This is a genomic window from Pseudomonas sp. UTLPPB19802 (assembly GCF_059730225.1).
On the sequence record NZ_AP048545.1, the window covers coordinates 2,234,216 to 2,260,756 of the forward strand.

General features: G+C 64.0%; 21 protein-coding genes. 12 read left to right on the forward strand and 9 right to left on the reverse strand.

What is annotated here, in order from left to right:
* Positions 1–62: 62 nt before the first annotated feature.
* The 8 genes from AC6I6U_RS10145 to AC6I6U_RS10180 form a co-directional block, all read right to left on the reverse strand.
* Positions 63–1,544 (reverse strand): APC family permease, encoded by a 1,482-nt coding sequence (locus tag AC6I6U_RS10145; protein ID WP_497881811.1) that lies wholly within the window; start codon positions 1,542–1,544, stop codon positions 63–65.
* 297 nt (positions 1,545–1,841) lie between these two features.
* A complete protein-coding gene (locus AC6I6U_RS10150; RefSeq protein ID WP_497881812.1) occupies positions 1,842–3,266 on the reverse strand; it encodes a gamma-aminobutyraldehyde dehydrogenase in 1,425 nt (474 codons plus the stop codon).
* Between the two features lie 147 nt (positions 3,267–3,413).
* On the reverse strand, positions 3,414–4,238 hold the full coding sequence (locus AC6I6U_RS10155) for an ABC transporter permease (RefSeq protein ID WP_497881813.1): 825 nt from the start codon (positions 4,236–4,238) through the stop codon (positions 3,414–3,416).
* Complete coding sequence (locus tag AC6I6U_RS10160) at positions 4,228–5,175, reverse strand: ABC transporter permease (RefSeq protein ID WP_497881814.1); 948 nt, start codon at positions 5,173–5,175, stop codon at positions 4,228–4,230. Before AC6I6U_RS10160 ends, AC6I6U_RS10155 begins: the two co-directional genes overlap by 11 nt.
* Position 5,176: 1 nt before the next feature.
* Positions 5,177–6,202 (reverse strand): ABC transporter ATP-binding protein, encoded by a 1,026-nt coding sequence (locus AC6I6U_RS10165; protein ID WP_497881815.1) that lies wholly within the window; start codon positions 6,200–6,202, stop codon positions 5,177–5,179.
* Between the two features lie 195 nt (positions 6,203–6,397).
* Positions 6,398–7,549 (reverse strand): putative ABC transporter substrate-binding protein YdcS, encoded by a 1,152-nt coding sequence (ydcS, locus tag AC6I6U_RS10170; RefSeq protein ID WP_497881816.1) that lies wholly within the window; start codon positions 7,547–7,549, stop codon positions 6,398–6,400.
* A gap of 86 nt (positions 7,550–7,635) precedes the next feature.
* Positions 7,636–9,126 (reverse strand): gamma-aminobutyraldehyde dehydrogenase, encoded by a 1,491-nt coding sequence (locus AC6I6U_RS10175; RefSeq protein ID WP_497881817.1) that lies wholly within the window; start codon positions 9,124–9,126, stop codon positions 7,636–7,638.
* Positions 9,127–9,232: 106 nt separating this feature from the next.
* Entirely contained in the window at positions 9,233–10,147 is a 915-nt protein-coding gene (locus AC6I6U_RS10180) for a LysR family transcriptional regulator (RefSeq protein ID WP_497881818.1), read from the reverse strand.
* Positions 10,148–10,345: 198 nt separating this feature from the next.
* On the opposite strand from AC6I6U_RS10180, the gene AC6I6U_RS10185 reads away from it, so the two are divergent.
* Positions 10,346–11,077, forward strand: coding sequence for a tellurite resistance TerB family protein (locus AC6I6U_RS10185; protein ID WP_497881819.1), 732 nt, complete (start codon positions 10,346–10,348; stop codon positions 11,075–11,077).
* 9 nt (positions 11,078–11,086) lie between these two features.
* On the opposite strand, the gene AC6I6U_RS10190 is transcribed toward AC6I6U_RS10185, so the two are convergent.
* Positions 11,087–12,748 carry a diguanylate cyclase domain-containing protein gene (locus AC6I6U_RS10190; protein WP_497881820.1) on the reverse strand — a complete coding sequence of 554 codons (1,662 nt, stop codon included), beginning with the start codon at positions 12,746–12,748 and terminating at the stop codon, positions 11,087–11,089.
* 234 nt (positions 12,749–12,982) lie between these two features.
* Between AC6I6U_RS10190 and AC6I6U_RS10195 the strand changes: the two genes are divergently transcribed.
* From AC6I6U_RS10195 to AC6I6U_RS10245, 11 genes are all read left to right on the forward strand, one after another.
* The gene (locus AC6I6U_RS10195) at positions 12,983–14,605 is read left to right on the forward strand and encodes a methyl-accepting chemotaxis protein (RefSeq protein ID WP_497881821.1); all 1,623 of its coding nucleotides are present in this window, start codon (positions 12,983–12,985) and stop codon (positions 14,603–14,605) included.
* The gene (locus tag AC6I6U_RS10200) at positions 14,605–15,120 is read left to right on the forward strand and encodes a chemotaxis protein CheW (protein WP_497881822.1); all 516 of its coding nucleotides are present in this window, start codon (positions 14,605–14,607) and stop codon (positions 15,118–15,120) included. Before AC6I6U_RS10195 ends, AC6I6U_RS10200 begins: the two co-directional genes overlap by 1 nt.
* Positions 15,120–16,406 carry a CheR family methyltransferase gene (locus tag AC6I6U_RS10205; protein ID WP_497881823.1) on the forward strand — a complete coding sequence of 429 codons (1,287 nt, stop codon included), beginning with the start codon at positions 15,120–15,122 and terminating at the stop codon, positions 16,404–16,406. The genes AC6I6U_RS10200 and AC6I6U_RS10205 overlap by 1 nt, the downstream gene beginning before the upstream one ends.
* Positions 16,403–17,086: a chemotaxis protein CheW gene (locus AC6I6U_RS10210; RefSeq protein WP_497881824.1), complete on the forward strand. Its 684-nt coding sequence runs from the start codon at positions 16,403–16,405 to the stop codon at positions 17,084–17,086. Before AC6I6U_RS10205 ends, AC6I6U_RS10210 begins: the two co-directional genes overlap by 4 nt.
* A complete protein-coding gene (locus tag AC6I6U_RS10215; protein WP_497881825.1) occupies positions 17,083–19,398 on the forward strand; it encodes a hybrid sensor histidine kinase/response regulator in 2,316 nt (771 codons plus the stop codon). Before AC6I6U_RS10210 ends, AC6I6U_RS10215 begins: the two co-directional genes overlap by 4 nt.
* Complete coding sequence (locus AC6I6U_RS10220) at positions 19,395–20,405, forward strand: chemotaxis response regulator protein-glutamate methylesterase (protein ID WP_497881826.1); 1,011 nt, start codon at positions 19,395–19,397, stop codon at positions 20,403–20,405. The genes AC6I6U_RS10215 and AC6I6U_RS10220 overlap by 4 nt, the downstream gene beginning before the upstream one ends.
* Positions 20,406–20,456: 51 nt before the next feature.
* Entirely contained in the window at positions 20,457–21,467 is a 1,011-nt protein-coding gene (locus tag AC6I6U_RS10225; RefSeq protein WP_497881827.1) for a diguanylate cyclase domain-containing protein, read from the forward strand.
* 122 nt (positions 21,468–21,589) lie between these two features.
* Positions 21,590–22,685, forward strand: a protein-coding gene (prfB, locus tag AC6I6U_RS10230) for a peptide chain release factor 2 (RefSeq protein WP_497881828.1) whose coding sequence is annotated in 2 segments (ribosomal slippage) — positions 21,590–21,661 and positions 21,663–22,685 — 1,095 coding nt in all. Because the reading frame shifts where the segments join, the coding sequence is not laid out codon by codon here.
* Between the two features lie 82 nt (positions 22,686–22,767).
* Positions 22,768–24,270 carry a lysine--tRNA ligase gene (gene lysS, locus AC6I6U_RS10235; protein WP_497881829.1) on the forward strand — a complete coding sequence of 501 codons (1,503 nt, stop codon included), beginning with the start codon at positions 22,768–22,770 and terminating at the stop codon, positions 24,268–24,270.
* A 93-nt stretch (positions 24,271–24,363) separates the two neighbouring features.
* Positions 24,364–25,080 carry a TetR/AcrR family transcriptional regulator gene (locus tag AC6I6U_RS10240; RefSeq protein ID WP_497881830.1) on the forward strand — a complete coding sequence of 239 codons (717 nt, stop codon included), beginning with the start codon at positions 24,364–24,366 and terminating at the stop codon, positions 25,078–25,080.
* Positions 25,081–25,124: 44 nt separating this feature from the next.
* Complete coding sequence (locus AC6I6U_RS10245) at positions 25,125–26,402, forward strand: flavohemoglobin expression-modulating QEGLA motif protein (protein ID WP_497881831.1); 1,278 nt, start codon at positions 25,125–25,127, stop codon at positions 26,400–26,402.
* Positions 26,403–26,541 lie beyond the last annotated feature (139 nt).

Genomic DNA, 26,541 nt, shown 5'->3' on the forward strand with positions numbered 1-26,541 from the left:
TGAATTCCTTTTTATTATTGGAATGGGCCCGGGCAACTGGCGAGCGGCCCGGGCAGTTGCCGTTACCGGCTGATTTTCCAGGCGTCGCCCGCTGGAGCGGTGCCGCGGTCGTAGGGTTTGCCCAGCCACATGTAGAGCAGGCCGAGGCCGATGACGATGGCGGTACTCAGGACCATCGCGTAGTTGGTGTACCAGGGCGCATCCGGGGTACGTGGCCAGGCCATGTTGACGATGGCGCTGACGCCATAGAGCAGTGCGCCGATATTCACCGGCAGGCCCCAGGCGCCGAGGTTGAACTTGCCGCTGGGTTTCCAGCCGCGGGCCCGGGCGAACAGCGCGGCGAGCACGATCATCTGGAAGGCCAGGTAGATGCCGATGGCGGCGAAGCTGACGATGGTCGCCACCGCGTCCTGCAGGAAGAAGCCCAGGGCGATGATCAGCCCCGGCAGCACGCCGGAGACGAACAGCGCCGCAACCGGCACCTGGGTGGTCGGCGAGAGGCGCTTGAGCAACTGGCTGCCGATCACCATCTCGTCGCGGGCGTAGGAATACAGCAGCCGGCTGGCGGCGGCTTGCAGGCTGATCACGCAGGAGATGAACGAGATCATCACCACGCCCATCACCACTTTCGAGCCGACACTGCCGAAGGCGTTGTTGAGGATGGTGGTTACCGGGTCCTTGTCGGTACCGTTGATCACCGCCTGCATGTCCGGCACGGCGAGGATCAGCGCCAGGCAGGCGAACATCGCGGCGATGCCGCCGATGTAGATGGTCATGCGCATGGCCACCGGAATGCGCTTGCTCGGGTTCGGGGTTTCCTCGGCCACGTCGCCGCAGGCTTCGAAACCGTAGTAGAGGAACATGCCGGCCAGGGAGGCGGTGAGGAACGCCGGGAGGTAGGAGCCGTCGACGCGAATGTCGAAGGTGTCGAGCAGCACGCTCAGGGGCTGGTGGCGCTCGAAGACCAGCAGGTAGACGCCGACGATCACCGCGCCGACCAGCTCGCAGAGAAAACCGAACATGGCAATACGTGCCAGGGTCTTGGTGCCGCTGAGGTTGACCAGGGTGGCGAATAGCGTCAGTACCAGGGCGATGACGATGTTGGTGTTGTTGCTCGGTTCGAAGCCGAGCATGGCCGCGAGGTAGGGGCCTGCGCCCACGGCGACGGCGGCGATGGTCACGCACAGGGCGATCGAGTAGATCCAGCCGACCATCCATGCCCAGCGCTTGCCGACCAGGCGCCGGGCCCAGGGATAGACGCCGCCGGAGATGGGGAACTGCGAGACCACTTCACCGAAGATCAGGCACACCAGCAGTTGCCCGCAGCCCACCAGCAGGTAGGCCCAGAACATTGGCGGGCCGCCGGCGGCCAGGCACAGGCCGAACAGGGTGTATACGCCGACCACCGGCGACAGGTAGGTGAAGCCCAGGGCGAAGTTTTCCCACAGGCTCATGCTGCGATTGAAGTTCGAGGTGTAGCCCAGTTGCCGCAGTTGTTCGGCATCGCTGTCGGCATCTGCGCCGAGGTGGGGGTGTGCACTCATGACGGTATTGCTCCGGAGTATCGGCGGATTCTGGCCGTTCGAAACCGTGGCCGGGCCATGGGGCCCGTCCCGGTTCGATGTTGTTGTGTCGTAGGTTGTGTCGCTTACTGCCTGAACATCAGTCTTGTCGAGTGAACCCGTGGCGAGCGGGCTTGCCCGCGCTGGGCCGCAAAGCGGCCCTCAAACCAGCAATCGCAGTGCATCAGGATGAACTCCAGCGCCTGGTTTGCGGCTGCCTTGCAGCCGAGCGCGGCGGTGCGGCGTCCCGACGAGCCCGCTCGCCACAGGGTCCGGGGGTCAGTGCTTGAACATCACATGGCGTACGGTGGTGTAGTCCTCCAGGCCATACATGGACATGTCCTTGCCGTAGCCGGACAGTTTCTGCCCGCCGTGGGGCATTTCGCTGACCAGCATGAAGTGGGTATTGACCCAGGTGCAGCCGTATTGCAGGCGTGCCGAGAGGCGATGGGCGCGGCCGACATCGGCGGTCCAGACCGACGACGCCAGGCCGTAGTCCGAATCGTTTGCCCACTCCAGCACCTGCGCCTCGTCGCTGAAGCGGGTCACCGAAACCACCGGGCCGAACACTTCGCGCCGGACGATCTCGTCGTCCTGCTGGGCATCCGCAAGCACGGTCGGTTCGAAGAAGAATCCGGGGCCTTCCACTGCTTTACCACCGGTCACCAGGCGGATGTGCGGCTGGGCGATCGCCCGCTCGACGAAGCCGACGACCCGGTCGCGATGCTGGGCGGTGATCAGCGGGCCGAGCTCGGTCGACGGATCGGCCTGCAGGCCAGGCTTGATGCTGCTCACGGCCGCACCGAGTTTCTCGACGAACTTCTCGTAGATGCCGGCCTGGGCATACACGCGGCAGGCGGCGGTGCAGTCCTGCCCGGCGTTGTAGAAGCCGAAGGTGCGGATGCCGTCGACGGCCGCATCGATATCGGCGTCGTCGAAGATGATCACCGGCGCCTTGCCGCCCAGTTCCATGTGCATGCGCTTGACGCTGTCGGCGGTGCTGGAAATGATGTTCGAGCCGGTGGCGATCGAGCCGGTCAGCGACACCATGCGCACTTTCGGATGGGTCACCAGCGGGCTGCCGACGCTCGGGCCACGGCCGAACACCAGGTTCAGCACGCCGGCCGGGAAGATCTCGGCAGCCAGTTCGGCCAGGCGCAGGGCGGTCAGCGGCGTCTGCTCCGAAGGCTTGAGCACCACGGTGTTGCCGGCGGCCAGGGCCGGGGCGATTTTCCAGGCGACCATCATCAGCGGGTAGTTCCACGGCGCGATGGAAGCGATCACGCCAACCGGGTCGCGGCGGATCATCGAGGTGTGGCCCGGCAGGTACTCGCCTGCGGCCGAGCCGTTCATGCAGCGGCTGGCGCCGGCGAAGAAACGGAACACGTCGGCAATCGCCGGAATCTCGTCGTTGAGCGCGGCGCTCAGTGGCTTGCCGCAGTTGTCCGACTCCAGCTTCGCCAGTTCCTCGCCGTGGGCCTCGATGGCATCGGCGAGCTTGAGCAGCAGCAGCGAGCGGTCTTTCGGCGCGGTCTGCGACCAGTTGTCGAAGGCCGCGTCGGCGGCGCGCACTGCGGCATCGACCTGGGCTTCGCTGGCTTCCTGGATTTCCACCAGGACCTGGCCCAGGGCCGGGTTGTACACGGGTTGGGCAGGGCCTTCGCCGGTGACGAGGCGGCCATTGATCAGCAGTTTGGTTTGCATATCGATATCCTCATGGAGCAATCACTGGTTCCGATGAGCGCCGATTTGTAGGAGCCGGGCTTGCCCGCGAAGACGTATTCAGGGTCGCCAACAGCTTCGCGGGCAAGCCCGGCTCCTACAGGTTCGACGTTCATCCTGGGTAATCGGTTATTTGCCGCTGCCGGCCACGCTTTCACCGCCTCGGGTCAGGTAGTAGGCGCCGAGGATCGGCAGCATGGTGACCAGCATCACCAGCATCGCGACCACGTTGGTGACCGGCACGTCCCGCGGTCGGCTGAGCTGGTTGAGCAGCCAGATCGGCAGGGTGCGTTCGTGCCCTGCGGTGAAGGTGGTAACGATGATCTCGTCGAACGACAGGGCGAACGCCAGCATGCCGCCGGCCAGCAGCGCCGAGCCGAGGTTCGGCAGGATGATGTAGCGGAAGGTCTGCCAGCCGTCGGCGCCCAGGTCCATCGACGCCTCGATCAGGCTGTGGGATGTGCGCCGCAGCCGGGCGATGACGTTGTTGTAGACGATGACCACGCAGAAGGTCGCGTGCCCGACGACGATGGTGAACATGCCGGGCTCGATGCCCAGCGACTTGAAGGTCGCCAGCAGGGCGATACCCGTGATGATCCCCGGCAGGGCGATCGGCAGGATCAGCATCAGCGAGATGCCCTGCTTGCCGAAGAACTCGCGGCGGTACAAGGCCGCCGAAGCCAGGGTGCCGAGGACCATGGCAATCAGCGTGGCGATGGCCGCGACCTGTAGCGACAGCTTGATCGCTTCCAGCACGTCCGGCCGCGAGAAGGCCACGCTGAACCACTTCAGGGTGAAGCCCTGGGGTGGGAAGCTGAACGCCGCGTCTTCGGTATTGAAGGCATACAGAAAGATGATCAGGATCGGGAAGTGCAGGAACACCAGCCCGCCCCAGGCCGCGATACGCAGACCGAGGGAAGCGCGCTCTCCATGCTTTTCTGACTTAGAGTGCATCGAAGGCCCCCAGGCGTTTGACGATGGACAGGTAGACGGCGATCAGCACGATCGGCACCAGGGTGAAGGCGGCTGCCATCGGCATGTTGCCAATGGCGCCCTGCTGGGCGTAGACCATGCTGCCGACGAAGTAGCCGGGCGGGCCGACCAACTGTGGCACGATGAAATCGCCCAGGGTCAGCGAGAAGGTGAAGATCGAGCCGGCGGCGATGCCGGGCACCGACAGTGGCAGGATCACCTGCATGAAGGTCTGGCGCGGCTTCGCCCCGAGGTCGGCTGAGGCTTGCAGCAGCGAGGGCGGCAGGCGTTCCAGGGAGGCCTGGATCGGCAGGATCATGAACGGCAGCCAGATATAGACGAACACCATGAAGCGCCCCAGGTGCGAGGTCGACAGGGTGCTGCCACCCACGCCGGGGATGCCCAGCACGAGCTGCAGCAGCGGTTCCAGGCCCAGGTGCTGGACGAACCACTGGGCGACGCCGCCCTTGGCCAGCAATAGGGTCCAGGCGTAGGCCTTGACGATGTAGCTGGCCCACATCGGCATCATCACCGCGATGTAGAAGAACGCCTTGGTCTTGCCGGTGGTGTAGCGCGCCATGTAGTAGGCGATCGGGAAGGCGACGATGCCGGCGGCGATCGATACCACCACGGCCATGCCCAGGGTACGGACGATGATGTCGAAGTTCGCCGGGTTGAACAGCGCCGCGAAGTTCGCCAGGGTCAGGTCCGGCGTGACCGCCATGGTGAAGTCGTCGAAGGTGTAGAAACCTTGCCAGAGCAGGGTCAGCAGCGAGCCCAGGTAGATCGCGCCGAACCAGATCAGCGGCGGTACCAGCAGCAGGGCCAGGTAGAAGTTGGGGCGGCGGTAGAGCAGGTTGGCAAACCGCCGCAGGGGTGACGGACTGGCCGTCGACGAAGTCAGCGTGAGGCTGCTCATGTCACACCTCGCTCGCCAACGGGGTCATGGCTTCCCGCGCCCAGCGGGCAGTGATGCGCTGGCCGGGCTGGTGACGGGCACTGGTGTCCAGCCACTGGGTGTTGGGCTGGCTGATGTTGAGGGTCTGGCCGTTGTCCAGCTTCAACTCGAAGCGGGTGGCGCTGCCTTGGTACTGGATATCGTGCAGCACGCCGCTGATTTCGACTTCGTTGCCCTCGGCCGGGCCTTCGGCAAAGCGCACGTGCTCCGGACGAATCGAGAAGGGCAGGTCGCTGCCACCCAACTGCCGGGCCAGGTCGCCACGGATCACGTTGGAGGTGCCGACGAATTCGGCGACGAAGGCGGTGGCCGGCTTCATGTAGAGATTGCGTGGGGTGTCGACCTGTTCGATACGGCCCTTGTTGAACACTGCCACGCGGTCGGACATCGACAGGGCTTCGGTCTGGTCGTGGGTGACGAAGATGAAAGTGATGCCGAGCTGGCGTTGCAGTTTCTTCAGTTCGCTCTGCATCTGTTCGCGCAGCTTGAGGTCCAGGGCGCCGAGGGGCTCGTCGAGCAGCAGCACCCGTGGGCGATTGACCAGGGCGCGTGCCAGGGCCACGCGCTGGCGCTGGCCGCCGGACAGTTGCACCGGCTTGCGTTCGCCGTAACCGCCCAGGGCGACCATGGCCAGGGCTTCTTCGGCGCGGGCCAGGCGTTCGCCCTTGCCGACACCCTTGACCTTGAGGCCGTAGGCGACGTTGTCACGCACGTTCATGTGGGGGAACAGCGCGTAATCCTGGAACACGGTATTCACGTCGCGCTGGTACGGCGGCAGCCCGGCGGCTTCCTCGCCGTGGATGCGGATCGAACCGGCGCTGGGTTGTTCGAAGCCGGCGATCAGGCGCAGGCAGGTGGTCTTGCCTGAGCCGGAAGGGCCGAGCATGGAGAAGAACTCGCCGTCCTGGATATCGATGGAAACCCGGTCAACGGCCTTCACTTCGCCAAACTGACGGGAAACGTGGGTGAACTGGACTGCAAGCGTCATGATGCGGTGCTCCAAGAAGACATGTGTGGCGAGGGGGCTTGTCGGATCGCCGAACCGCCCCGCTCGGCTGCGAAGCAGCCGTAGGCCGACTACTGCGTTTTATCTGATGTAACCGGGCAGCCGGATTCAGGGGCGCTTTGCGCCCCAGCGCGGGCAAGCCCGCTCGCCACAGGTTTCGTTATTGCTGGGGGAGAATCAGCGGCCACCCATGATCGCGATGTAGTCCTGGGTCCAGCGGCTGTACGGCACGAACTTGCCGCCCTCGGCCTGCGGGGTCTTCCAGAAGGCGATCTTGTCGAAGGTCTCGAAGCCGTTGGTCTTGCAGCCTTCGGCACCGAGCAGTTCGCTCTCCTTGCACGCCGCCGGTACTGCCGGCAGTGAGCCGAACCAGGCGGCCACGTCGCCCTGGACCTTGGGTTGCAGCGACCAATCCATCCATTTGTAGGCGCAGTTGGGGTGCTTGGCCTCGGCATGCAGCAGGGTGGTGTCGGCCCAGCCGGTCACGCCTTCCTTGGGAATGGTCGAGGCCACCGGCTGCTTGTCGGCCTGCAGGCCGTTGACCATGTAGCCCCAGGAACTGGAGGCGGCGACGCCTTCGTTCTTGAAGTCGCTCATCTGCACGGTCGCGTCGTGCCAGTAGCGGTGGATCAGCGGCTGCTGGGCGCGCAGCAGGTCGAGCACGGCCTTGTACTGGGACTCGGTCAGCTCGTAGGGGCTCTGGATGCCCAGCTCCGGCTTGGCCGACTTGAGGTACAGCGCCGCATCGGCGATGTAGATCGGACCGTCATAGGCCTGTACGCGGCCTTTGTTCGGCTTGCCGTCCGGCAGGTTCTGCGCTTCGAAGACCACATTCCAGCTGGTGGGTGCCTGCTTGAACACGTTGGTGTTGTACATCAGCACGTTCGGGCCCCACTGGTAGGGGGTGCCGTAGGTCTGCTTGTTGACCACGTACCATGGCGCGTCTTTGAGGCGTGGGTCGAGGTTCTTCCAGTTCGGGATCAGCTCCGGGTTGATTGGCTGCACACGCTTGCCGACGATCAGGCGCAGCGAGGCGTCGCCCGAAGCGGTGACCAGGTCGTAGCCGCCCTTGGCCATCAGGCTGACCATCTCGTCGGAGGTGGCGGCGGTCTTCACGCTGACCTTGCAACCGGTTTCCTTCTCGAAGCCGGTGACCCAGTCATAGGCCTTGTCGCTTTCGCCCCGTTCGATGTAGCCCGGCCAGGCGACGATATCGAGTTGGCCTTCGCCGGCGCCGACGGCTTTCAGTGGCTCGGCGGCCTGCAGGCTGGCGCTGGCCAGCAGGGCGGTGGTCAGTGCACTGAGCAGTGCGGTCTTGTGCGCGGACATCGGTTTTCCCTCTTCTTTAATTATGGTCGGGGCAGTCGAACGGGGTGCTGCATGCCGCTGGCGGCTTGTTGTTAGGGTAGTGCGTGTTACAGATGTTGGCCGTGACGCGCCATGATGTGGCGCACCACGCTGTAGTCCTGCAGCGAATCGCTGGACAGGTCCTTGCCGTAGCCGGAGCGCTTGAGGCCGCCGTGGGGCATCTCGCTGACCAGCATGAAATGGCTGTTGATCCAGGTGCAGCCGTACTGCAGGCGCGAAGCGACCTGCATCGCCTTCTCCAGGTTCTGGGTCCAGACCGACGAGGCCAGGGCGTATTCGGAATCGTTGGCCCAGTCCACCGCCTGGCTCAGTTCGTCGAAGCGGGTCACGGTGACCACCGGGCCGAACACCTCGCGCTGGACGATTTCGTCGCTCTGTCGGCAGCCGGCGAGCAGGGTTGGCTGATAGTAGAAGCCGGGGCCGGAATGCACCGCGGCGCCGGTCACCCGTTCGATGTGCGGCTGGCCGAGGGCGCGTTCGACGAAGCTGGCGACGCGGTCGCGTTGGCGCGTGCTGATCAGCGGGCCGATCTCGTTGTCGGCGTCGCGCTTGCCGGCAAAGCGCAGGCTGCTTACCGCCGCGCCGAGCTCGGCCACCAGCCTGTCATGAATGCCGGTCTGGGCGTAGATCCGGCAGGCAGCGGTGCAGTCCTGGCCGGCGTTGTAGTAGCCGTGGCTGCGCACGCCTTCGACCACCGCCTGGATATCGGCATCGTTGCAGACGATCACCGGCGCCTTGCCGCCAAGTTCCAGATGGGTGCGCTTCACGCTTTTTGCCGCAGCCTGGAGGATTTTCTGCCCGGTGACGATATCGCCGGTCAGCGACACCATGCGCACCCTGGGGTGGCTGACCAGGTGGCTGCCGACGCCTTCGCCGCCACCGCAGACAATGTTGATCACGCCCGGTGGCAGCAGCTCGGCCAGGGTGGGTGCCAGCGCCAGGATCGACAGCGGTGTGTGTTCGGATGGCTTGAACACCAGGGTATTGCCGGCCGCGAGGGCCGGGGCGATCTTCCACGCGGCCATCATGATCGGGTAGTTCCACGGGGCGATGGAAGCGACCACGCCGATCGGGTCGCGGCGGACCATGCTGGTGTAGCCCGGCAGGTACTCGCCGGACAGTTGCCCGGTCTGGCAGCGCACCGCGCCGGCGAAGAAGCGGAACACGTCGACCGTAGCACTGAGGTCGTCCTGGCGTGCCAGGTGCAGCGGCTTGCCGCAGTTCAGTGATTCGAGGCGGGCCAGCAGGTCGGCGTTTTTCTCCACTGCGTCGGCGATCGCCAGGAGGATGTTCGAGCGTTGTTGCGGGGTGGTTCGCGACCAGGCGGTGAACGCCCGGTGGGCGGCGAGGATCGCGCTTTCGACCTGCTCGGTGCTGGCCTCGGCGATCTGCGTGATGACCTCGCCCGTGGCCGGGTTGAGGATCGGTTCGACGAAACCTTGACCTGCAACGAGTTCACCGTCGATCAGCAACGAGGTGAACAATGGGGTCGGGTGCGCGCCAGCCATTTTGCGAGTTCTCTTTTCTTGTGTGGCCATGGAGCTTCCCTTGCAGCTGGAGTCCGGCCTTTCTCTATATGGATGGAAAGAGACTAGTGGCCGGAACAGAGGTCGACAAATACTAAATACTGAAAGCAGCGTTCGATTAAATCGATGGCTTGCGTCCGCCAGGGGGTTGTTCACGGGCCACGGTGAGGAACGGGTCGACCAGCGTCGGTCGGGCCGTACCGCGGCGCCAGGCCAGGCCGACATCGAGGGTGTGGCTGAGATCGGCGATCGGCCGGGCTTCAATGATGTCGCCCTCCAGTGACCAGGGCCGGTAAGTCATGTCCGGCTGGATCGACAGGCCGAGCCCGGCGGCCACCAGGCTACGCACCGCTTCGGTGGAGGCCGTGCGCAGGCTGGTCCGTGGCAGCAGGCCGGCACCGCGCCACATGCGCTGGGCGTTGCGGTCCATTTCATCGACGTTGAGCTGGATCAGCGGCTCGCGGGCGACGTCGGCGAGGTTGATGCTGTCGTGTTCCAGCAGCGGGTGCTGGGCCGGTAGCCACAGGCGGTGCGGCGAGTGGGTCAGTACTTCGGTCTGCAGGGCGTGGCGGTCCTCCAGGTTGGAGAGGATCAGCACACCGACATCGATCTCGCCGCTGACCAGCAGGTGCTCGATATACGGCCGCTCGTCCTCGGTCACGCGGATTTCCACGTTGGGGTAGGCGCGCTGGAAGCGGGTGAGCAGATCGGCCAGGTAGTAACCGGCCACCAGGCTGGTCACGCCGACCGTCAATTGTCCGCTGACCTGGTCGGTACTCTGTTGCAGGCTGCGCTTGGCGTTGTCGACGGTGGCCAGGATCAGGTGCGCCTGGCGCAGGAACTGGTGGCCCTGGTGGGTCAGGGTCATGCCCTTGGCGTGGCGGTTGAACAGGCTGACGCCGATTTCCTGTTCCAGTTGCTGGATCGCCAGGGTCAGCGTCGACTGGGAAATGAACACGGCCTGGGCGGCGGCCGAGATCGAGCCGGTTTCGGCCACGGCGATGAAGTGGCGGATCTGACGCAGGGTCATCATGGGAGCGTTACCCTTGCCGGGTTTTTCGGCGAGTTGTTTTTATGGATGTGAGCCAGTGTATATCTTTTTAATCGAAGGCTTGATCCGTGAGTCAGGATTTGCCCGCAGGATGTGCAACATCTGGAAGCACACTGGCCAACCATCGTCGGAATGCTCGTTTTACCCTGTGGGTTCATTCCTCGCTTGCGGAGACTGCCGATGAACACCCGTGGATTGCTCGATCAGTTACTCAGGTCTGGTCAAGACCTGTTGCAGAACCAGGCAAGAGGCAAGCCCGAAAGTGATGCCGACAAGGGCGCCCTGGGCAGCCTGCTCGGTGCGGGAAAAGGCGGCTCGGCGGGGCTGGGCAGCCTGCTTTCCGGCGCGGGCGGTGGCGCCCTGGCCGCCGGGGCCATGGGGTTGCTGCTGGGTAGCAAGAAGGCGCGCAAGGTCGGTGGCACGGTATTGACCTATGGTGGGCTGGCCGCGCTGGGCGTGCTGGCCTACAAGGCCTATGGCAACTGGCAGGCGCAGCAGGCGAATGCCTGCGCGGTGGAGCCTCGGACTATCGATCGCCTGCCGGTGGCGCAGGTCGAGCAGCACAGCCAGGCGATTCTCCAGGCACTGGTGGCCGCGGCCAAGGCCGACGGGCATGTCGACGCCCGCGAGCGGGAGCTGATCGAGGGTGAGTTCGCCAGGCTGGGCAGCGATCGTGAGGTGCAGCAGTGGCTGCATGCCGAACTGAACAAGCCGCTGGACCCGGCTCAGGTCGCCCGGGCGGCGAGCACGCCGGAGATGGCGGCGGAAATGTACATCGCCAGCGTGCTGATGGTGGATGAGGAGAACTTCATGGAGAAAGCTTATCTGGACGAGTTGGCGCGCCAGTTGCGGCTGGATCCGGGGTTGCGCCAGGAGCTGGAACGGCAGGTTCGCCAAGCCGTCCCGCAGTGACAAGGCTGTTCACGGATAACCGGGCAGCACATCCTCGGCCTGATGAAAGTGCGCCTGACCCTTGCCGGCATGCTTGGCTCGGTAAAGGGCCTTGTCCGCCAGCCCCAGCACGTCGCTGAGGTCGGGGGCGTCGAGGGGCCAGACCGCGCCGCCGATGCTGCAACCGATCCGTGCGGGTACCTGGTGCAGCATGATCGAGTGCGCCAGGCTGGCGAGTACCCGGTTGGCGATGGCCCTGGCCTGATTCAGCGCGTCGCCGCGCGGCACCTGCAGCACCATCAGGAACTCGTCGCCGCCAAGCCGCGCGACCATGTCGCCTTCACGCAGGCAGGTGCGCAGGCGGCGGGCCACCTCCTTCAGCAGTTCGTCACCACCGGCGTGGCCGAACTGGTCGTTGATCGGCTTGAAACCGTCCAGGTCCAGGTACAGCAGGGCCAGGCAATTGTTATGCGACTGGCTGCGCTGTTGCGCCCGTGGCAGGTATTTCTCCAGAGCCGCACGGTTGGGCAGTCCGGTCAGCGCATCATGGTGCGCCAGGCTTTCCATCACGCCCAGGGCCGTCTGGTGATTGCTCAGGCTGTCCACCAGATGGCGAATCGACTGGCTCAATTGGACGATTTCCCGCGTGCCCTTGAGTTCCGGAATTTCCATCGACTCACCGATGCTCAGGCGGTCGGCGGCGTTGGCGATGGCTTTCAGCGGCCGGGTGAACCAGGTTGCCAGCAGCCAGCCGATGAAGGCGACGATCACTGCCAGCGCAACGCCCCAGACCAGGATGTCACGCTGCAACTCCTTAGCCGGTGCGTAGGCTTCGTCGAGGCTCTGGCGGGTGATCACCGTCCAGCCCAGGCCCTTGTAGTCTTCGTAGCCGCGGCTGGGAGCCAGGCCGGTCAGGTAGTCCTTTCCATCCGGCCAGCGCTGCACTGCCCAGCGTGGCCGCTGGCCCAGGCCCTCGAGCTGTGGCAGCTGCAGGACCTGGCCGATGGTTTCACGCGGGCCAAGCAGTATCCGGTGGTCGGCGGCCACGACAAAGAATTCGACCTTGCGCCGTTCCTGCAACGGCGCCATCAGGGATTGGCGCATGTCCTCGGCCCAGGCCCAGGAGAGATGAGCGGCCAGCACCCCGACGGTTTTCCGGGCATCGCCGCTGGCACCGTTGAAGACCGGCAGGCTGATGTCGACGAACTTCAGGGTTTCGCCGCTGGGATTGGGCAGCAGTCTGGACAACAGCACCGCCTCGTGGACATCGCCGACGAAGACACGCTTGAGCCCTTCCTTGAACACCGGGCGCTGGCTGATGTTGGTGTCCTGCAGGATTGCGCCGGTCGAGGCCCTGACCAGGCCCTTGGTATCGGTCAGGCCGAGCCAGGCCAGATCCGGGAACTGTTGTTGCATCTGTTCGAGCAACTGGCGTATCTGTGCCAGATCGGAACCTTCCTGCAATACCTTGAGGTGGCTGATGACGCCCAGGAGATGAAAGCGGCTGGCCATGGCATGGTCCAGTCGGTCTGACATCTGATAGGAGACTTCCGCCAGGTCCTGGCCAATTTCAGCGCGCATTCGCACGCTGGAGTCATGGCTGATGAACGAGCCCAGCAGCCAGCTCAGCACGCTTACCAACAAGGCGATGGCAACGGCAAAGCGGCTACGCAGGCTCGGCAGTACGGGCATCAAGCAGTTCCCATGGTCGGTATGACTAAATGATGGGGCTCGTGAACGACAACAATTGCTTTCAACCACGTAGGTGGGCTTTGTAGAGAATGTCGGCAAGTAGCCGCTCAGGATGAGAAATCTCCTGTAAGTTATATTCCTTACATTTGTAATCCCGGTCGTAGCCTGTGGGTAAATGATGGCACACCCTCGGCTATACTGCCTTCCATTTGAAATGTTTCCCGAGGACTGATTGTGAAGAACTGGACTCTGCGTCAACGGATACTCGCGAGTTTTGCCGTCATCATCGCGATCATGTTGTTGATGGTCGTGGCCGCGTACTCGCGGTTGTTGTCGATCGAGTCCAGCGAGGAGAGTGTGCGTAGCGATGCCATCCCCGGCGTCTACTACAGCACCATGATCCGCAGCTCCTGGGTCGAAAGTTATGTGTTGACCCAGCAATTGCTCGGTTTCAACGGCGACGGGGTGATCAGCACCGCCGACCAGGAACAGTACAAGGCTTTCGCCAGTCGTTTGCTCGAGCAGATCGAGAATTACCAGAAGACCATCTTCGACGGCGAGGACCGGGCGCGATTCGAACTCTTCAGGCACGAGCATGAGGCCTACACCAAGGCCCTGGCCAATGTGCTCGATCTTTACCAGCGCAAGCAGAACGATGAGGCGATCCGCCAATTCAAGCTGCAACTGACTCCGGCCTGGATGAATGGGCGCAAGGAACTCAACGACATCATCCTGCAGAACAAGGGTGTTGCCGACCGTGCCACCGACAGCATCAGTGCTGCCGTGTCGTCGGCGAAGATCAGCATGGTCATTTCCCTGCTGCTCGCGGTGCTCGCCGCGGGCCTGTGCGGCTGGTTGCTGATGCGCGCCATCACCTCGCCGATGCAGCGGATCGTCGAAATTCTCGAGATCATGCGCACCGGCGACATGAGCAGCCGCCTGAACCTGGATCGCAAGGACGAATTCGGCTCGGTGGAAAACGGTTTCAACGACATGATGACCGAGCTGACGGCCCTGGTCTCCCAGGCGCAGCGGTCGGCGGTGCAAGTCACCACCTCGGTCACCGAGATTGCCGCCACCTCCAAGCAACAGCAGGCGACGGCCACCGAAACCGCCGCCACCACCACTGAAATCGGTGCGACATCGCGGGAAATCGCCGCGACCTCCCGTGATCTGGTGCGTACCATGACCGAGGTGTCCTCGGCCGCCGACCAGGCCTCGGTGCTCGCCGGCTCTGGCCAGCAGGGGCTGGCGCGGATGGAAGACACCATGCATTCGGTAATGGGCGCCGCCGAGCTGGTGAACTCCAAGCTGTCGATCCTCAACGAGAAGGCCGGCAACATCAACCAGGTGGTAGTGACCATCGTCAAGGTCGCCGACCAGACCAACCTGCTGTCCCTCAACGCCGCGATCGAGGCGGAGAAGGCCGGTGAGTATGGCCGCGGTTTCGCCGTGGTCGCCACCGAGGTGCGCCGCCTGGCCGACCAGACGGCCGTCGCCACCTATGACATCGAGCAGATGGTGCGCGAGATCCAGTCGGCGGTGTCCGCCGGGGTCATGGGCATGGACAAGTTCTCCGAGGAGGTGCGCCGGGGCATGTTCGAAGTGCAGCAGGTCGGTGAGCAACTGTCGCAGATCATTCACCAGGTCCAGGCCCTGGCGCCGCGGGTGCTGATGGTCAACGAGGGCATGCAGGCCCAGGCCACGGGCGCCGAGCAGATCAACCTCGCGTTGGTGCAGTTGGGGGATGCCAGCAGCCAGACCGTCGAGTCCCTGCGCCAGGCCAGTTTCGCCATCGACGAGCTGAGCCAGGTCGCGGTCGGCCTGCGCAGCGGCGTCTCGCGTTTCAAAGTCTGATGAGCGAGCTGCTGGCCAAGCGCGTCGCCAGCGCGCAATCCCGGGACAGCCTGTTCCTGGTCTTTCGCATCGGCGGCGAGCGCTATGCCCTGGAAGCCGTGGACATCGCGGAAGTATTGCCGCGCCTGCAGCTCAGGAGCATCGCCCATGCGCCGGGCTGGGTGGCGGGAGTCTTTGCACACCGTGGTTCGATGGTGCCGGTGATCGATGTCAGTGCGATGACCTTCGGGGAGCCTGCCGTGGCCCGCACCAGTACGCGGCTGGTGCTGGTGCACTATCGACCCGAGCCTGATGGCGCCCGGTATCTGCTCGGACTGATTCTTGAGCAGGCTACCGATACCTTGCGCTGCAATCCGCAGGACTTCCAGCCCTACGGCCTGGACAACCGCCAGGCGCCTTACCTGGGCCCGGTGCGGGAGGATCGGCAGGGGCTGGTGCAACGCATCGGCGTCAATGAGCTGCTCAGTCCGTCGGTTCGTGCCCTGCTGTTTCCCGAATCTGCCGAGGGCCTGTGATGAGTGCCGACCAGCGATTCTTCGATTTTCTCAAGGAGCGTATCGGCCTGGATGTCGCCTCGGTCGGGCCGCTGATCATCCAGCGCGCGGTGCGCCAGCGCTGCACTCAACTGCAGATGGATTCGGCCGACCAGTACTGGGCCAGGCTGCAGGGCTCCGCCGACGAGCAGCAGGCGCTGATCGAGGCGGTGATCGTCCCGGAGACCTGGTTTTTCCGTTATCCCGAGTCCTTCGCGACCCTGGCCCGCCTGGCCATCGAGCGCCAGGAGCAGCTGCGCGGCATGCGCGCACTGAAGATTCTCAGCCTGCCATCTTCCACGGGGGAGGAGCCCTATTCGATTGCCATGGCATTGTTCGACGCGGGGCTGGCGCCGCACCAGTTCAAGGTCGATGGCCTTGACGTCAGCCCGGCATCGATCGAGCGAGGCAAGCGTGCGATCTACGGCAAGAACTCGTTCCGCGGCGAAGACATCGCCTTTCGCGAGCGGCATTTCATCGCGCTCGACGAGGGCTACCAGGTCAACGAGCGGGTACGCGAACAGGTGCGTCTGCGTACCGGCAACCTGCTGGAACCGGGGCTGCTGGCGGGCGAGGTGTATGACTTCGTGTTCTGCCGCAACCTGCTGATCTATTTCGACCTGCCGACCCAGCAGCAGGTCTTCGAGATTCTCAAGCGCCTGACCCATGTCGACGGCGTGCTGTTCATCGGCCCTGCCGAGGGTAACCTGCTGGGACGGATGGGCATGCGCTCCATCGGCATCCCGCAGTCGTTCGCCTTTCGCCGGCATACACCGGCTGAGCCGGAACCCGTGCCGGCTTCCTCGCCGCCGCCCTTGCCCCCCCCACTTTTGCCGGTGCGCACGCCACCGGCAAAAGTGGCGGCACCCAGGGCGCAACCGCGTCCGTTGCTGGCCAGCGTCACGCCGCCACCTGCCAGGCCGCCTGCACCGGCAGCCGATGCCGCCAGCCTGCTGGCGCGGATTGCCGAGCTGGCCAACGAGGGCAAGAGTGTGGAGGCCCGGCAGGCCTGCGACAGCTTCCTGCGTCAGCATGAACCGGTGGCCCAGGTGTTCTATTGGCTTGGGCTGCTGAGCGATGTGGCCGGCAGTGCGCAACAGGCCCAGGGGTTCTATCGCAAGGCGCTGTACCTTGAGCCGCAACACCCCGAAGCCCTGGCACAGCTGGCCGCGCTGCTGGCCGCCCAGGGCGACGTGGCTGGAGCCCGACGATTGCAGGACCGCGCCGCCCGGAGTGGGCGTGCCGCTGACAGTGAGCGCAAACGATGAGCGGCTTGACAGCCTTGAACCTTACCCATGAAGACGCCGAGGCCATCGACGATTGCTGGAACCGTATCGGTATTCACGGCGACAAGTCCTGCCCGCTACTCAAGGACCATATCCACTGCCGTAACTGCGCGGTGTATTCCGCCGCCGCCACCCGCCTGCTGGATCGCTATACCCTGCAGCGGGAGAACCGTGAGCAGGAAGCAACGGCGGAGGGCGAGGAAATCGCCACCCGTTCGCTGCTGATGTTTCGTCTCGGCGAGGAGTGGTTGGGCCTGGCCACACGCTGCCTGGTGGAGATCGCGCCGTTGCGCGCGATCCATTCGCTGCCGCATCAGCGTTCGCGGGCGTTGCTGGGCGTGGCCAACGTGCGGGGCGCGCTGGTGGGCTGCTTGTCGCTGGTGGAGCTTCTGGGGCTGGACGCGAGTGTCACCGCCACCCCTGGTGGCCGGGTCATGCCGCGCATGCTGATCATCGCCGCCCAGGGTGGTCCGGTGGTGGTGCCGGTGGATGAAGTGGACGGTATCCATGCGATCGACCAGCGCCTGCTCGACGCAGCCTCCGCCGCCGGCCCCCAGGCCAGTGCCAGGTTTACCCGGGGCGTGTTGCCGTTCAGGGGACGCAGCCTGCGCTGGCTGGATGAGGAGCAATTGCTGTCGGCCGTGGCCCGGAGCCTTACATGACCCCAGATCAAATGCGCGACTCGTCGTTGCTCGAACTGTTCAGCCTGGAGGCCGAGGCCCAGACCCAGGTGCTCAGTGCCGGCCTGCTGGCGCTGGAGCGCAACCCGACCCAGGCCGACCAGCTCGAGGCCTGCATGCGCGCCGCCCACTCCCTCAAGGGCGCGGCGCGGATCGTCGGCGTCGACGCTGGCGTGAGCGTGGCCCACGTGATGGAGGATTGCCTGGTCAGTGCCCAGGAAGGGCGGCTGTATCTGCAGCCCGAACATATCGACGCCCTGCTGCAGGGCACCGACATGCTCATGCGCATTGCCACTCCGGGTAGTGACAACGTCGGCCCGGTGGATGTCGAAGCGTACCTGCTGTTGATGAAAACCCTGCTTGACCCTTCGGCCTTGAGTGCCCGGGTTGCGCCTCCTGCGCCGCCGACACCGCCCGCGGCGGCAGAGCCCGAGCCGCCGCCGAGCGCGCCACTGGTTGCCGCCGAGCCTGAGCCGATGCCCGTGCCTGCCCCGGTTGAGCCCGAGCCTGCCGTGAAGCCCGGCAAGCGCGCCGCCACCGAAGGCGGCGAACGGGTATTGCGGGTCACCGCCGAACGCCTGAACAGCCTGCTCGACCTGTCGAGCAAGTCCCTGGTGGAAACCCAGCGTCTCAAGCCCTACCTGGCCAGCCTGCAACGGTTGCGGCGCCTGCAGGGCAATAGCCAGCGGGCCCTGGACAGTCTCGGCGACCAGTTGAAGGACGTCGGCCTGAGCCTGGAAGCCGAAGAGGCGCTGGCCGACGCCCGGCGCCAGTTGGCCGAATCGCAACAGATGCTGACGGCGCAGATCGCCGAACTCGACGAGTTCGGCTGGCAGGCCGGCCAGCGTGCCCAGGTACTCTATGACACGGCGCTGGCCTGTCGCATGCGGCCTTTCGCCGATGTGCTTGGCGGCCAGGTACGGATGGTCCGTGATCTCGGGCGCAGCCTGGGCAAGCAGGTGCGGCTGGAGGTCGAGGGCGAGAAAACCCAGGTCGACCGCGATGTCCTGGAAAAACTCGAGGCGCCGTTGACCCACCTGCTGCGCAATGCGGTCGATCACGGCATCGAGAGCCCGGAGCTGCGCGTGCTGGCCGGCAAGCCCGCCGAGGGCCTGATTCGCCTGCGTGCTTCGCACCAGGCCGGCCTGCTGGTGCTGCAACTGCAGGATGATGGCGGTGGCGTCGACCTCGAGCGCCTGCGCCGCAATATCGTCGAGCGCAAGTTGTCGCCGGCCGAAACCGCCGCGCAGCTCAGCGAGGAGGAATTGCTGACCTTCCTGTTCCTGCCCGGTTTCAGCATGCGGGACAAGGTGACCGAGGTGTCCGGGCGTGGCGTGGGCCTGGATGCCGTGCAGCACATGGTCCGGCAACTGCATGGCGCGGTCGTGCTGGAACAGGCGGCCGGGCAGGGCAGTCGTTTCCACCTGGAGGTGCCGCTGACCCTGTCGGTGGTGCGCAGCCTGGTGGTTGAGGTCGGTGGCGAGGCCTATGCCTTCCCGCTGGCGCATATCGAGCGGATGCTCGATCTGCCCACCGAAGAGATCGTGCAACTGGAAGGGCGCCAGCATTTCTGGCACGAAGGCCGCCATGCCGGCCTGGTCGCGGCCAGCCAGTTGCTGCAGAGGCCGGCCAGCGAGCATGTCGGCGACACCCTCAAGGTCGTGGTGATCCGCGAGCGTGATGCGGTCTATGGGCTGGCGGTCGAGCGTTTCATCGGCGAGCGGACCCTGGTGGTGCTGCCGCTCGACCCGCGCCTGGGCAAGGTCCAGGACATTTCTGCCGGGGCCTTGCTCGATGACGGTTCGGTGGCGCTGATCGTCGATGTCGAGGACATGCTGCGTTCGGTGGACAAACTGCTCAACACCGGGCGCCTGGAACGTATCGACCGGCGCAATCGCCAGGCCAGTGAAGTGGCGCGCAAGCGGGTGCTGGTGGTCGACGATTCGCTGACCGTGCGCGAACTGCAACGCAAGCTGCTGATCAACCGCGGCTACGATGTGTCGGTCGCGGTGGATGGCATGGACGGCTGGAACGTGTTGCGTGCCGAGGATTTCGACCTGCTGATCACCGACATCGACATGCCGCGCATGGACGGCATCGAACTGGTCACGCTGCTGCGCCGCGACAGCCGCCTGCAGTCGCTACCGGTGATGGTGGTGTCCTACAAGGACCGCGAAGAAGACCGTCGACGTGGACTGGACGCCGGAGCCGACTATTATCTGGCCAAGGCCAGTTTCCATGACGACGCCTTGCTCGATGCGGTGGTGGAACTGATAGGAGGCGCCCAGGGATGAAGATTGCGATCGTCAACGACATGCCCATGGCCGTCGAGGCCTTGCGCCGTGCCCTGGCGTTCGAGCCGGCGCACCAGGTGATCTGGGTGGCGAACAACGGCGCCGATGCAGTGAAACTGTGTGCCGAGAACACGCCGGACCTGATCCTGATGGACCTGATCATGCCGGTCATGGATGGCGTGGAGGCCACGCGACGGATCATGGCCGAATCGCCCTGCGCGATTGTCATCGTCACCGTCGACCGCCAGCAGAACGTGCACCGGGTGTTCGAAGCCATGGGGCACGGGGCGCTGGATGTGGTCGATACACCGGCCATTGGTGGTGGTAATCCGCGGGAGGCCGCAGCACCGCTGCTGCGCAAGATTCTTAACATCAGTTGGTTGATCGGTCAGCGGGGCGCACGGGTACGCAGTGTTTCTACCCCTGGGGAGAATGGCGGGAGCCGGCAAAAACTGGTAGCCATCGGTTCCTCGGCGGGCGGCCCGGCGGCCCTGGAAAGCCTGCTCAAGGGGTTGCCCGACGATTTTCCTGCTGCGATCGTGTTGGTGCAGCATGTCGACCAGGTGTTCGCAGCCGGCATGGCCGAATGGTTGAGCAGTTCCTGTCGGCTGCCGGTGCGTCTGGCTCGCGAAGGTGAGCCTCCGCAGAACGGCACGGTGCTGCTGGCCGGGACCAATCACCATATTCGCTTGTTGCAGAATGGCACGCTGGCCTATACCGCCGAACCGGTAAATGAAATTTATCGCCCTTCGATCGACGTGTTCTTTGAAAGTGTCGCCGATTACTGGAAGGGTGACGCGGTGGGTGTGTTGCTCACCGGCATGGGCAGAGACGGTGCCCAGGGTTTGAAGTTGATGCGTGAGCGAGGCTATCTGACGATCGCCCAGGATCAGGAAAGCAGCGCGGTATACGGGATGCCCAAGGCGGCAGCCGCTATCGATGCCGCGGTGGAAATTCGCTCACTGAACAGGATCGCGCCACGCTTGCTGGAGATATTTTCGACATGAACCCTACAACCAGCACGCATGGCTTGAATGCAGTGAACCAGGTGACCACGCATGAATGATATAGAGCTGGAGGAGTTCAAACCCGCCGATGAGAACGCCGCCATGGTGCTGCTGGTCGATGACCAGGCCATGATCGGTGAGGCGGTGCGTCGGGGGCTCGCCACGGAGACGAACATCGATTTTCATTTCTGTGCCGACCCCCATCAAGCCATCGCCCATGCGATCCGGATCAAGCCGACGGTGATCCTGCAGGACCTGGTGATGCCGGGGCTCGACGGCCTGAGCCTGGTGCGCGAGTACCGCAATCATCCGGCGACCAAGGACATCCCGATCATCGTGCTGTCGACCAAGGAGGACCCGCTGATCAAGAGCGCGGCGTTTTCCGCCGGCGCCAACGATTATCTGGTCAAGCTGCCGGACACCATCGAACTGGTGGCGCGAATCCGCTATCACTCGCGCTCCTACATGATGCTGTTGCAGCGCGATGCCGCCTATCGTGCCCTGCGCCTCAGCCAGCAGCAGTTGCTCGACACCAACCTGGTGCTGCAGCGGCTGATGAATTCCGATGGCCTGACGGGGTTGTCCAACCGCCGGCATTTCGACGAGTACCTTGAGCTGGAGTGGCGCCGGGCCCAGCGTGAGCAGACGCAACTGTCGCTGCTGATGATCGACGTCGATTACTTCAAGTCCTATAACGACAGTTTCGGCCACCTCGAGGGCGACGAGGCGCTGCGCAAGGTCGCCGGGGCCATTCGCGAGGCCAGCAGCCGTCCTTCGGACCTGCCGGCCCGCTACGGTGGCGAGGAGTTCTCGCTGGTGCTGCCCAATACCTCGCAAGGTGGTGCACGGCTGGTGGCGGAAAAGCTGCGCCAGAACGTGGCGGCCCTGAAGGTTCCGCACAAGATGCCGGCCGAGGGTTCGGTACTGACCATCAGCATCGGCCTGTCGACCGTGATACCGCAGCAGGGCAGCAACTGCCGGGACCTGATCCTGGCAGCCGACAAGGGCCTGTACCAGGCCAAGCACAATGGGCGCAACCAGGTGGGCATTGGCCAACAGTGAGCGCAGCCGGGCAGTGAATTGCGCCGCTGGCCGGCGCTGCCCCGCCAAGCGGGCTGCCGGGACGGTTACAATTGCGTTATACTCGTCGGCTTTCAAAAGTTCACCGACGAGTGCTGCCCGCCATGGAAATCAACCCGATCCTTAACAGTATCAAGGACCTGTCCGAGCGCTCCGAAACTATTCGGGGGTATCTTTGACTACGATCAAAAGCATGAGCGCCTGATCGAAGTCAACCGCGAGCTCGAAGACCCAAGCGTCTGGAGCAACCCCGAGTACGCCCAGAACCTGGGCCGCGAGCGTGCCACCCTGGCCCAGATCGTCGAGACCCTCGATGAAATGTCCAGTGGCCTGAGCGATGCCAGCGATCTGCTGGAAATGGCTGCGGCCGAAGAAGACCAGGGCGCTGTCGACGATGTCGCCGCCGAGGTCGAGCGCCTGCGCGAAATCCTCGAAAAGCTGGAATTCCGCCGGATGTTCAGCGGCGAAATGGACCAGAACCACGCCTATCTGGATATCCAGGCCGGTTCCGGCGGCACCGAAGCCCAGGACTGGGCCAACATCCTGCTGCGCATGTACCTGCGCTGGGCCGACAAGCGCGGCTTCGACGCCACCATCATGGAACTGTCCGCTGGCGAAGTCGCCGGGATCAAGGGCGCGACCGTGCATATCAAGGGCGAGTACGCCTTTGGCTGGTTGCGCACCGAAATCGGCGTGCACCGCCTGGTGCGCAAGAGCCCCTTCGACTCCGGCAACCGTCGCCACACTTCGTTCTCCGCGGTGTTCGTCTCGCCGGAAATCGATGACAACATCGAAATCGACATCAACCCGGCAGACCTGCGGATCGACACCTATCGTTCCTCCGGTGCCGGCGGCCAGCACGTCAACACCACCGACTCGGCGGTACGGATCACCCACGTGCCGACCAACACCGTGGTCAGCTGCCAGAACGAGCGCTCCCAGCACGCGAACAAGGACACCGCGATGAAGATGTTGCGGGCGCGCCTGTACGAGCAGGAAATCCAGAAGCGCAACGCCGCTTCCCAGGCCCTGGAAGACTCCAAGTCGGACATCGGCTGGGGACACCAGATTCGCTCCTACGTGCTCGATGCCTCGCGGATCAAGGATCTGCGTACCAATATCGAACGCAGCGACTGCGACAAGGTGCTGGACGGCGATATCGACGAATACCTGGTAGCCAGCCTCAAGCAAGGGCTGTAAGACACTACCGTGGGAGCCGGCTTGCTGGCGATCCCCGGCCGCTGGCCGGGGGCAACGAACCTGTGATGGAAAATTTAAAGACATGAGCGACCAACAACTCGACCCGCAAGCCCTGCAACAGGAAGAAAACACCCTGATCGCCCTGCGCAAGGAAAAGCTTGCCGCCGAGCGCAGCAAGGGCAATGCCTTCCCCAACGACTTCCGCCGCGACGCCTACTGTGAAGACCTGCAGAAACAGTACGCCGACAAGACCAAGGAAGAGCTGGCAGAGGCAGCGATCCCGGTCAAGGTTGCCGGTCGCATCATGCTCAACCGTGGCTCGTTCATGGTGATCCAGGACATGTCCGGACGCATCCAGGTCTACGTCAACCGCAAGACCCTCTCGGAAGAGACCCTGGCGGCGGTGAAAACCTGGGACCTGGGCGACATCATCAGCGCCGAAGGCACCTTGGCCCGTTCCGGCAAGGGCGACCTGTACGTCGAAATGACCGACGTGCGCCTGTTGACCAAGTCGCTGCGTCCGCTGCCGGACAAGCACCACGGCCTGACCGACACCGAGCAGCGCTATCGCCAGCGCTACGTCGACCTGATCGTCAACGAGGAAACCCGCCAGACCTTCCGCGTCCGCTCGCAAGTCATCGCCCACATCCGCAGTTTCATGATGAAGCGCGACTTCATGGAAGTCGAAACGCCGATGCTGCAGACCATTCCTGGCGGTGCCGCGGCCAAGCCTTTCGAAACCCACCACAACGCGCTGGACATGGGCATGTACCTGCGTATCGCGCCGGAGTTGTACCTCAAGCGCCTGGTGGTCGGTGGCTTCGAGCGCGTGTTCGAGATCAACCGCAACTTCCGTAACGAAGGTGTTTCGACCCGGCACAACCCCGAGTTCACCATGCTTGAGTTCTACCAGGCCTACGCCGACTACGAAGACAACATGGACCTCACCGAGGAACTGTTCCGTGAACTGGCCCAGGCCGTTCTGGGCAGCACCGACGTGCCTTACGGCGACAAGGTGTTCCACTTCGGCGAGCCATTCGTGCGCCTGTCGGTGTTCGACTCGATCCTCAAGTACAACCCGGAGCTGACCGAAGCCGACCTGCTCGACGTCGACAAGGCCCGTGACATCGCCAAGAAAGCCGGCGCCAAGGTGCTCGGCCACGAAGGCCTGGGCAAGCTGCAGGTGATGATTTTCGAAGAGCTGGTCGAGCACAAGCTGGAGCAGCCGCATTTCATTACCGAGTACCCGTTCGAAGTCTCGCCACTGGCACGTCGCAACGACAAGAACCCGAACGTCACCGACCGTTTCGAGCTGTTCATCGGCGGCCGCGAAATCGCCAACGCCTACTCGGAGTTGAACGACGCCGAAGACCAGGCAGAGCGCTTCAAGGCCCAGGTGGCGGAGAAGGATGCCGGTGACGACGAAGCCATGCACTACGACGCCGACTTCGTTCGTGCGCTGGAGTACGGCATGCCGCCGACTGCTGGCGAGGGTATCGGTATCGACCGCCTGGTGATGCTGCTGACCAACGCACCGTCGATCCGCGACGTGATCCTGTTCCCGCACATGCGGCCACAAGCGTAAGACCGTTGTTGAAGAAGCCGCCCTCGCAAGGCGGCTTTTTTATTGCGTGTTGGTACTGATGTTTCAGATTATTACAAGAGAGGAATACCTGTAGTGGACCGTGCAAAGGCTCAACAAGGGGCTGCTGGCGTCGCCAGCGCATTGGCTGAAAGCGTTCAGTACCAGGGGCGCAAGGCCAGCCGACAGGGCAGCGAGCAACGGCGACAGGACATTCTCAACGCGGCCATGCGGATTGTCGTGCGTGACGGCGTGCGGGGCGTGCGGCACCGGGCGGTGGCCGCCGAGGCGGGAGTGCCGCTTTCGGCCACTACCTACTACTTCAAGGATATCGATGACCTGCTGACCGATACCTTTGCCCAGTACGTCGAACGCAGTGCGGCCTTCATGGCCAAGCTGTGGGAGAACAATGAGGGCCTGTTGCGCGAGATGGTCGCCTACGGTGATGGCAGCCCGGCCTCGCGGGCGCAGTTGGCCGACGACATCGCCCGGTTGACCGCTGATTATGTGCAACGCCAGTTGCACAACCGGCGCGAATACCTGATGGCCGAGCAGGCGTTTCGCCAGGAGGCCCTGCTCAACCCACGCCTGGCGCTGCTGGTACGCTCGCACCAGCAGATCCTGTTGCGCGGCACCTGCCAGTTCTTCCAGGTGCTGGGGTCGCGGCAGCCGGAGCAGGATGCCAAAGTGTTGACGGCGATTATCGGACGGATGGAATATCAGGGCCTTCTCGACGAAGCGGAGCCCGAATCCGAGCAGGACCGGCTCGGGATTCTTACCCGTTACATGCATCTGGTGCTGGCCTCCGTCTAAGCTACAGGCACGGTCAATACCGCAGCAACGAACAGGAGTTTTCCTTGGACGAATACCAGCAGACGATACGCAGCCTGTCCGACCGCATTGTGCTGGCGCAGACGCCGATTCGCGTGCTCGATGCGGTGAAGTGGGACGAGAATATCCGCAAGGGTTTTCTCAAGGCCAAGGGCAAGGAAATGCCGGCGGTGGATCGTGACTACTACACCTCGCGGCCGCTGTCTTTCGATTCTGGCGCGGTCAAGCTGGAGTTGCAGAACATCGAGCGCGACATCACCCGCCAGCTCGGCCAGTTCAGCCCGGTGGGGCAGATCATGCGGCGCATGTGCCGGGAATACCGGATGGTGGTGCGGATGCTCGAGGCACGCGGTACTCCAGACTTCGGGCTGATCTCCCAGGAACTCTACGGCGCCGCCTCCGATGCATTCCATGCTGGCGACCCGACCCTGGCCGACCTTGGCCTGATGCTGTCCGACTACCTCAACAACATCGACGGCCGTGGCGATCTCAAGGACGAACCCAAGACCCTGACCGCCAAGGATGCCGTCGACATGCTGCAACGGCGGCTGAACAAGGTGTTCGGCGAAGCCGAGGAGACCATCCGGGTCTTCGAGTCCGACGGTATTGTCGCCGATGCGGCGGCTGGCGCCGACTACATCAAGATTCGCGCCGATGCATTGTTCAACTCGCGGGATGTGCGGGCGCTGGAGGTGCATGAGGGGCTGGTGCACGTCGGTACTACCCTCAACGGCCTGAACCAGCCGATCTGTACCTTCCTGTCGAAGGGGCCGCCCTCGTCGACGGTGACCCAGGAAGGCCTGGCGATCCTGATGGAAATCATCACCTTCGCTTCCTACCCGAGCCGCCTGCGCAAGCTCACCAACCGCACCCGGGCCATCGACATGGTCGAGCAGGGCGCGGACTTCCTCCAGGTGTTCGAGTTCTTCCGCGAACAGGGTTTCGAGATGGCCGAGAGCTACGGCAACGCCAGCCGGGTGTTCCGTGGTTCGGTGCCCAATGGGCTGCCGTTCACCAAGGACCTGTCGTACCTGAAGGGTTTCATCATGGTCTACAACTACATCCAGTTGGCCGTGCGCAAGGGCAAGCTCGAACAGGTGCCGCTGCTGTTCTGCGGCAAGACCACCCTGGAGGACATGCGTACCCTGCGCCAGTTGGTGGATGAAGGGCTGGTGGTGCCGCCGAAATACCTGCCGGAGCAGTTCCGCGACATGAACGCGCTGTCGGCCTGGATGTGTTTCAGCAACTTCCTCAATCACCTCAGTCTGGATCGGATCGAGGCGGATTATTCCAATATCCTCTGATCCAGGGCGCCCCCTGTAGGAGCAGGGCTTGCCCGCGAAAGCGCCTGCCCTGTCCACACGTATCGTCAGGGACGGCCTCATCGCGGGCAAGCCCTGCTCCTACAGGGGGCGATGCCACCGACATCTGTGAGGTTTCAAC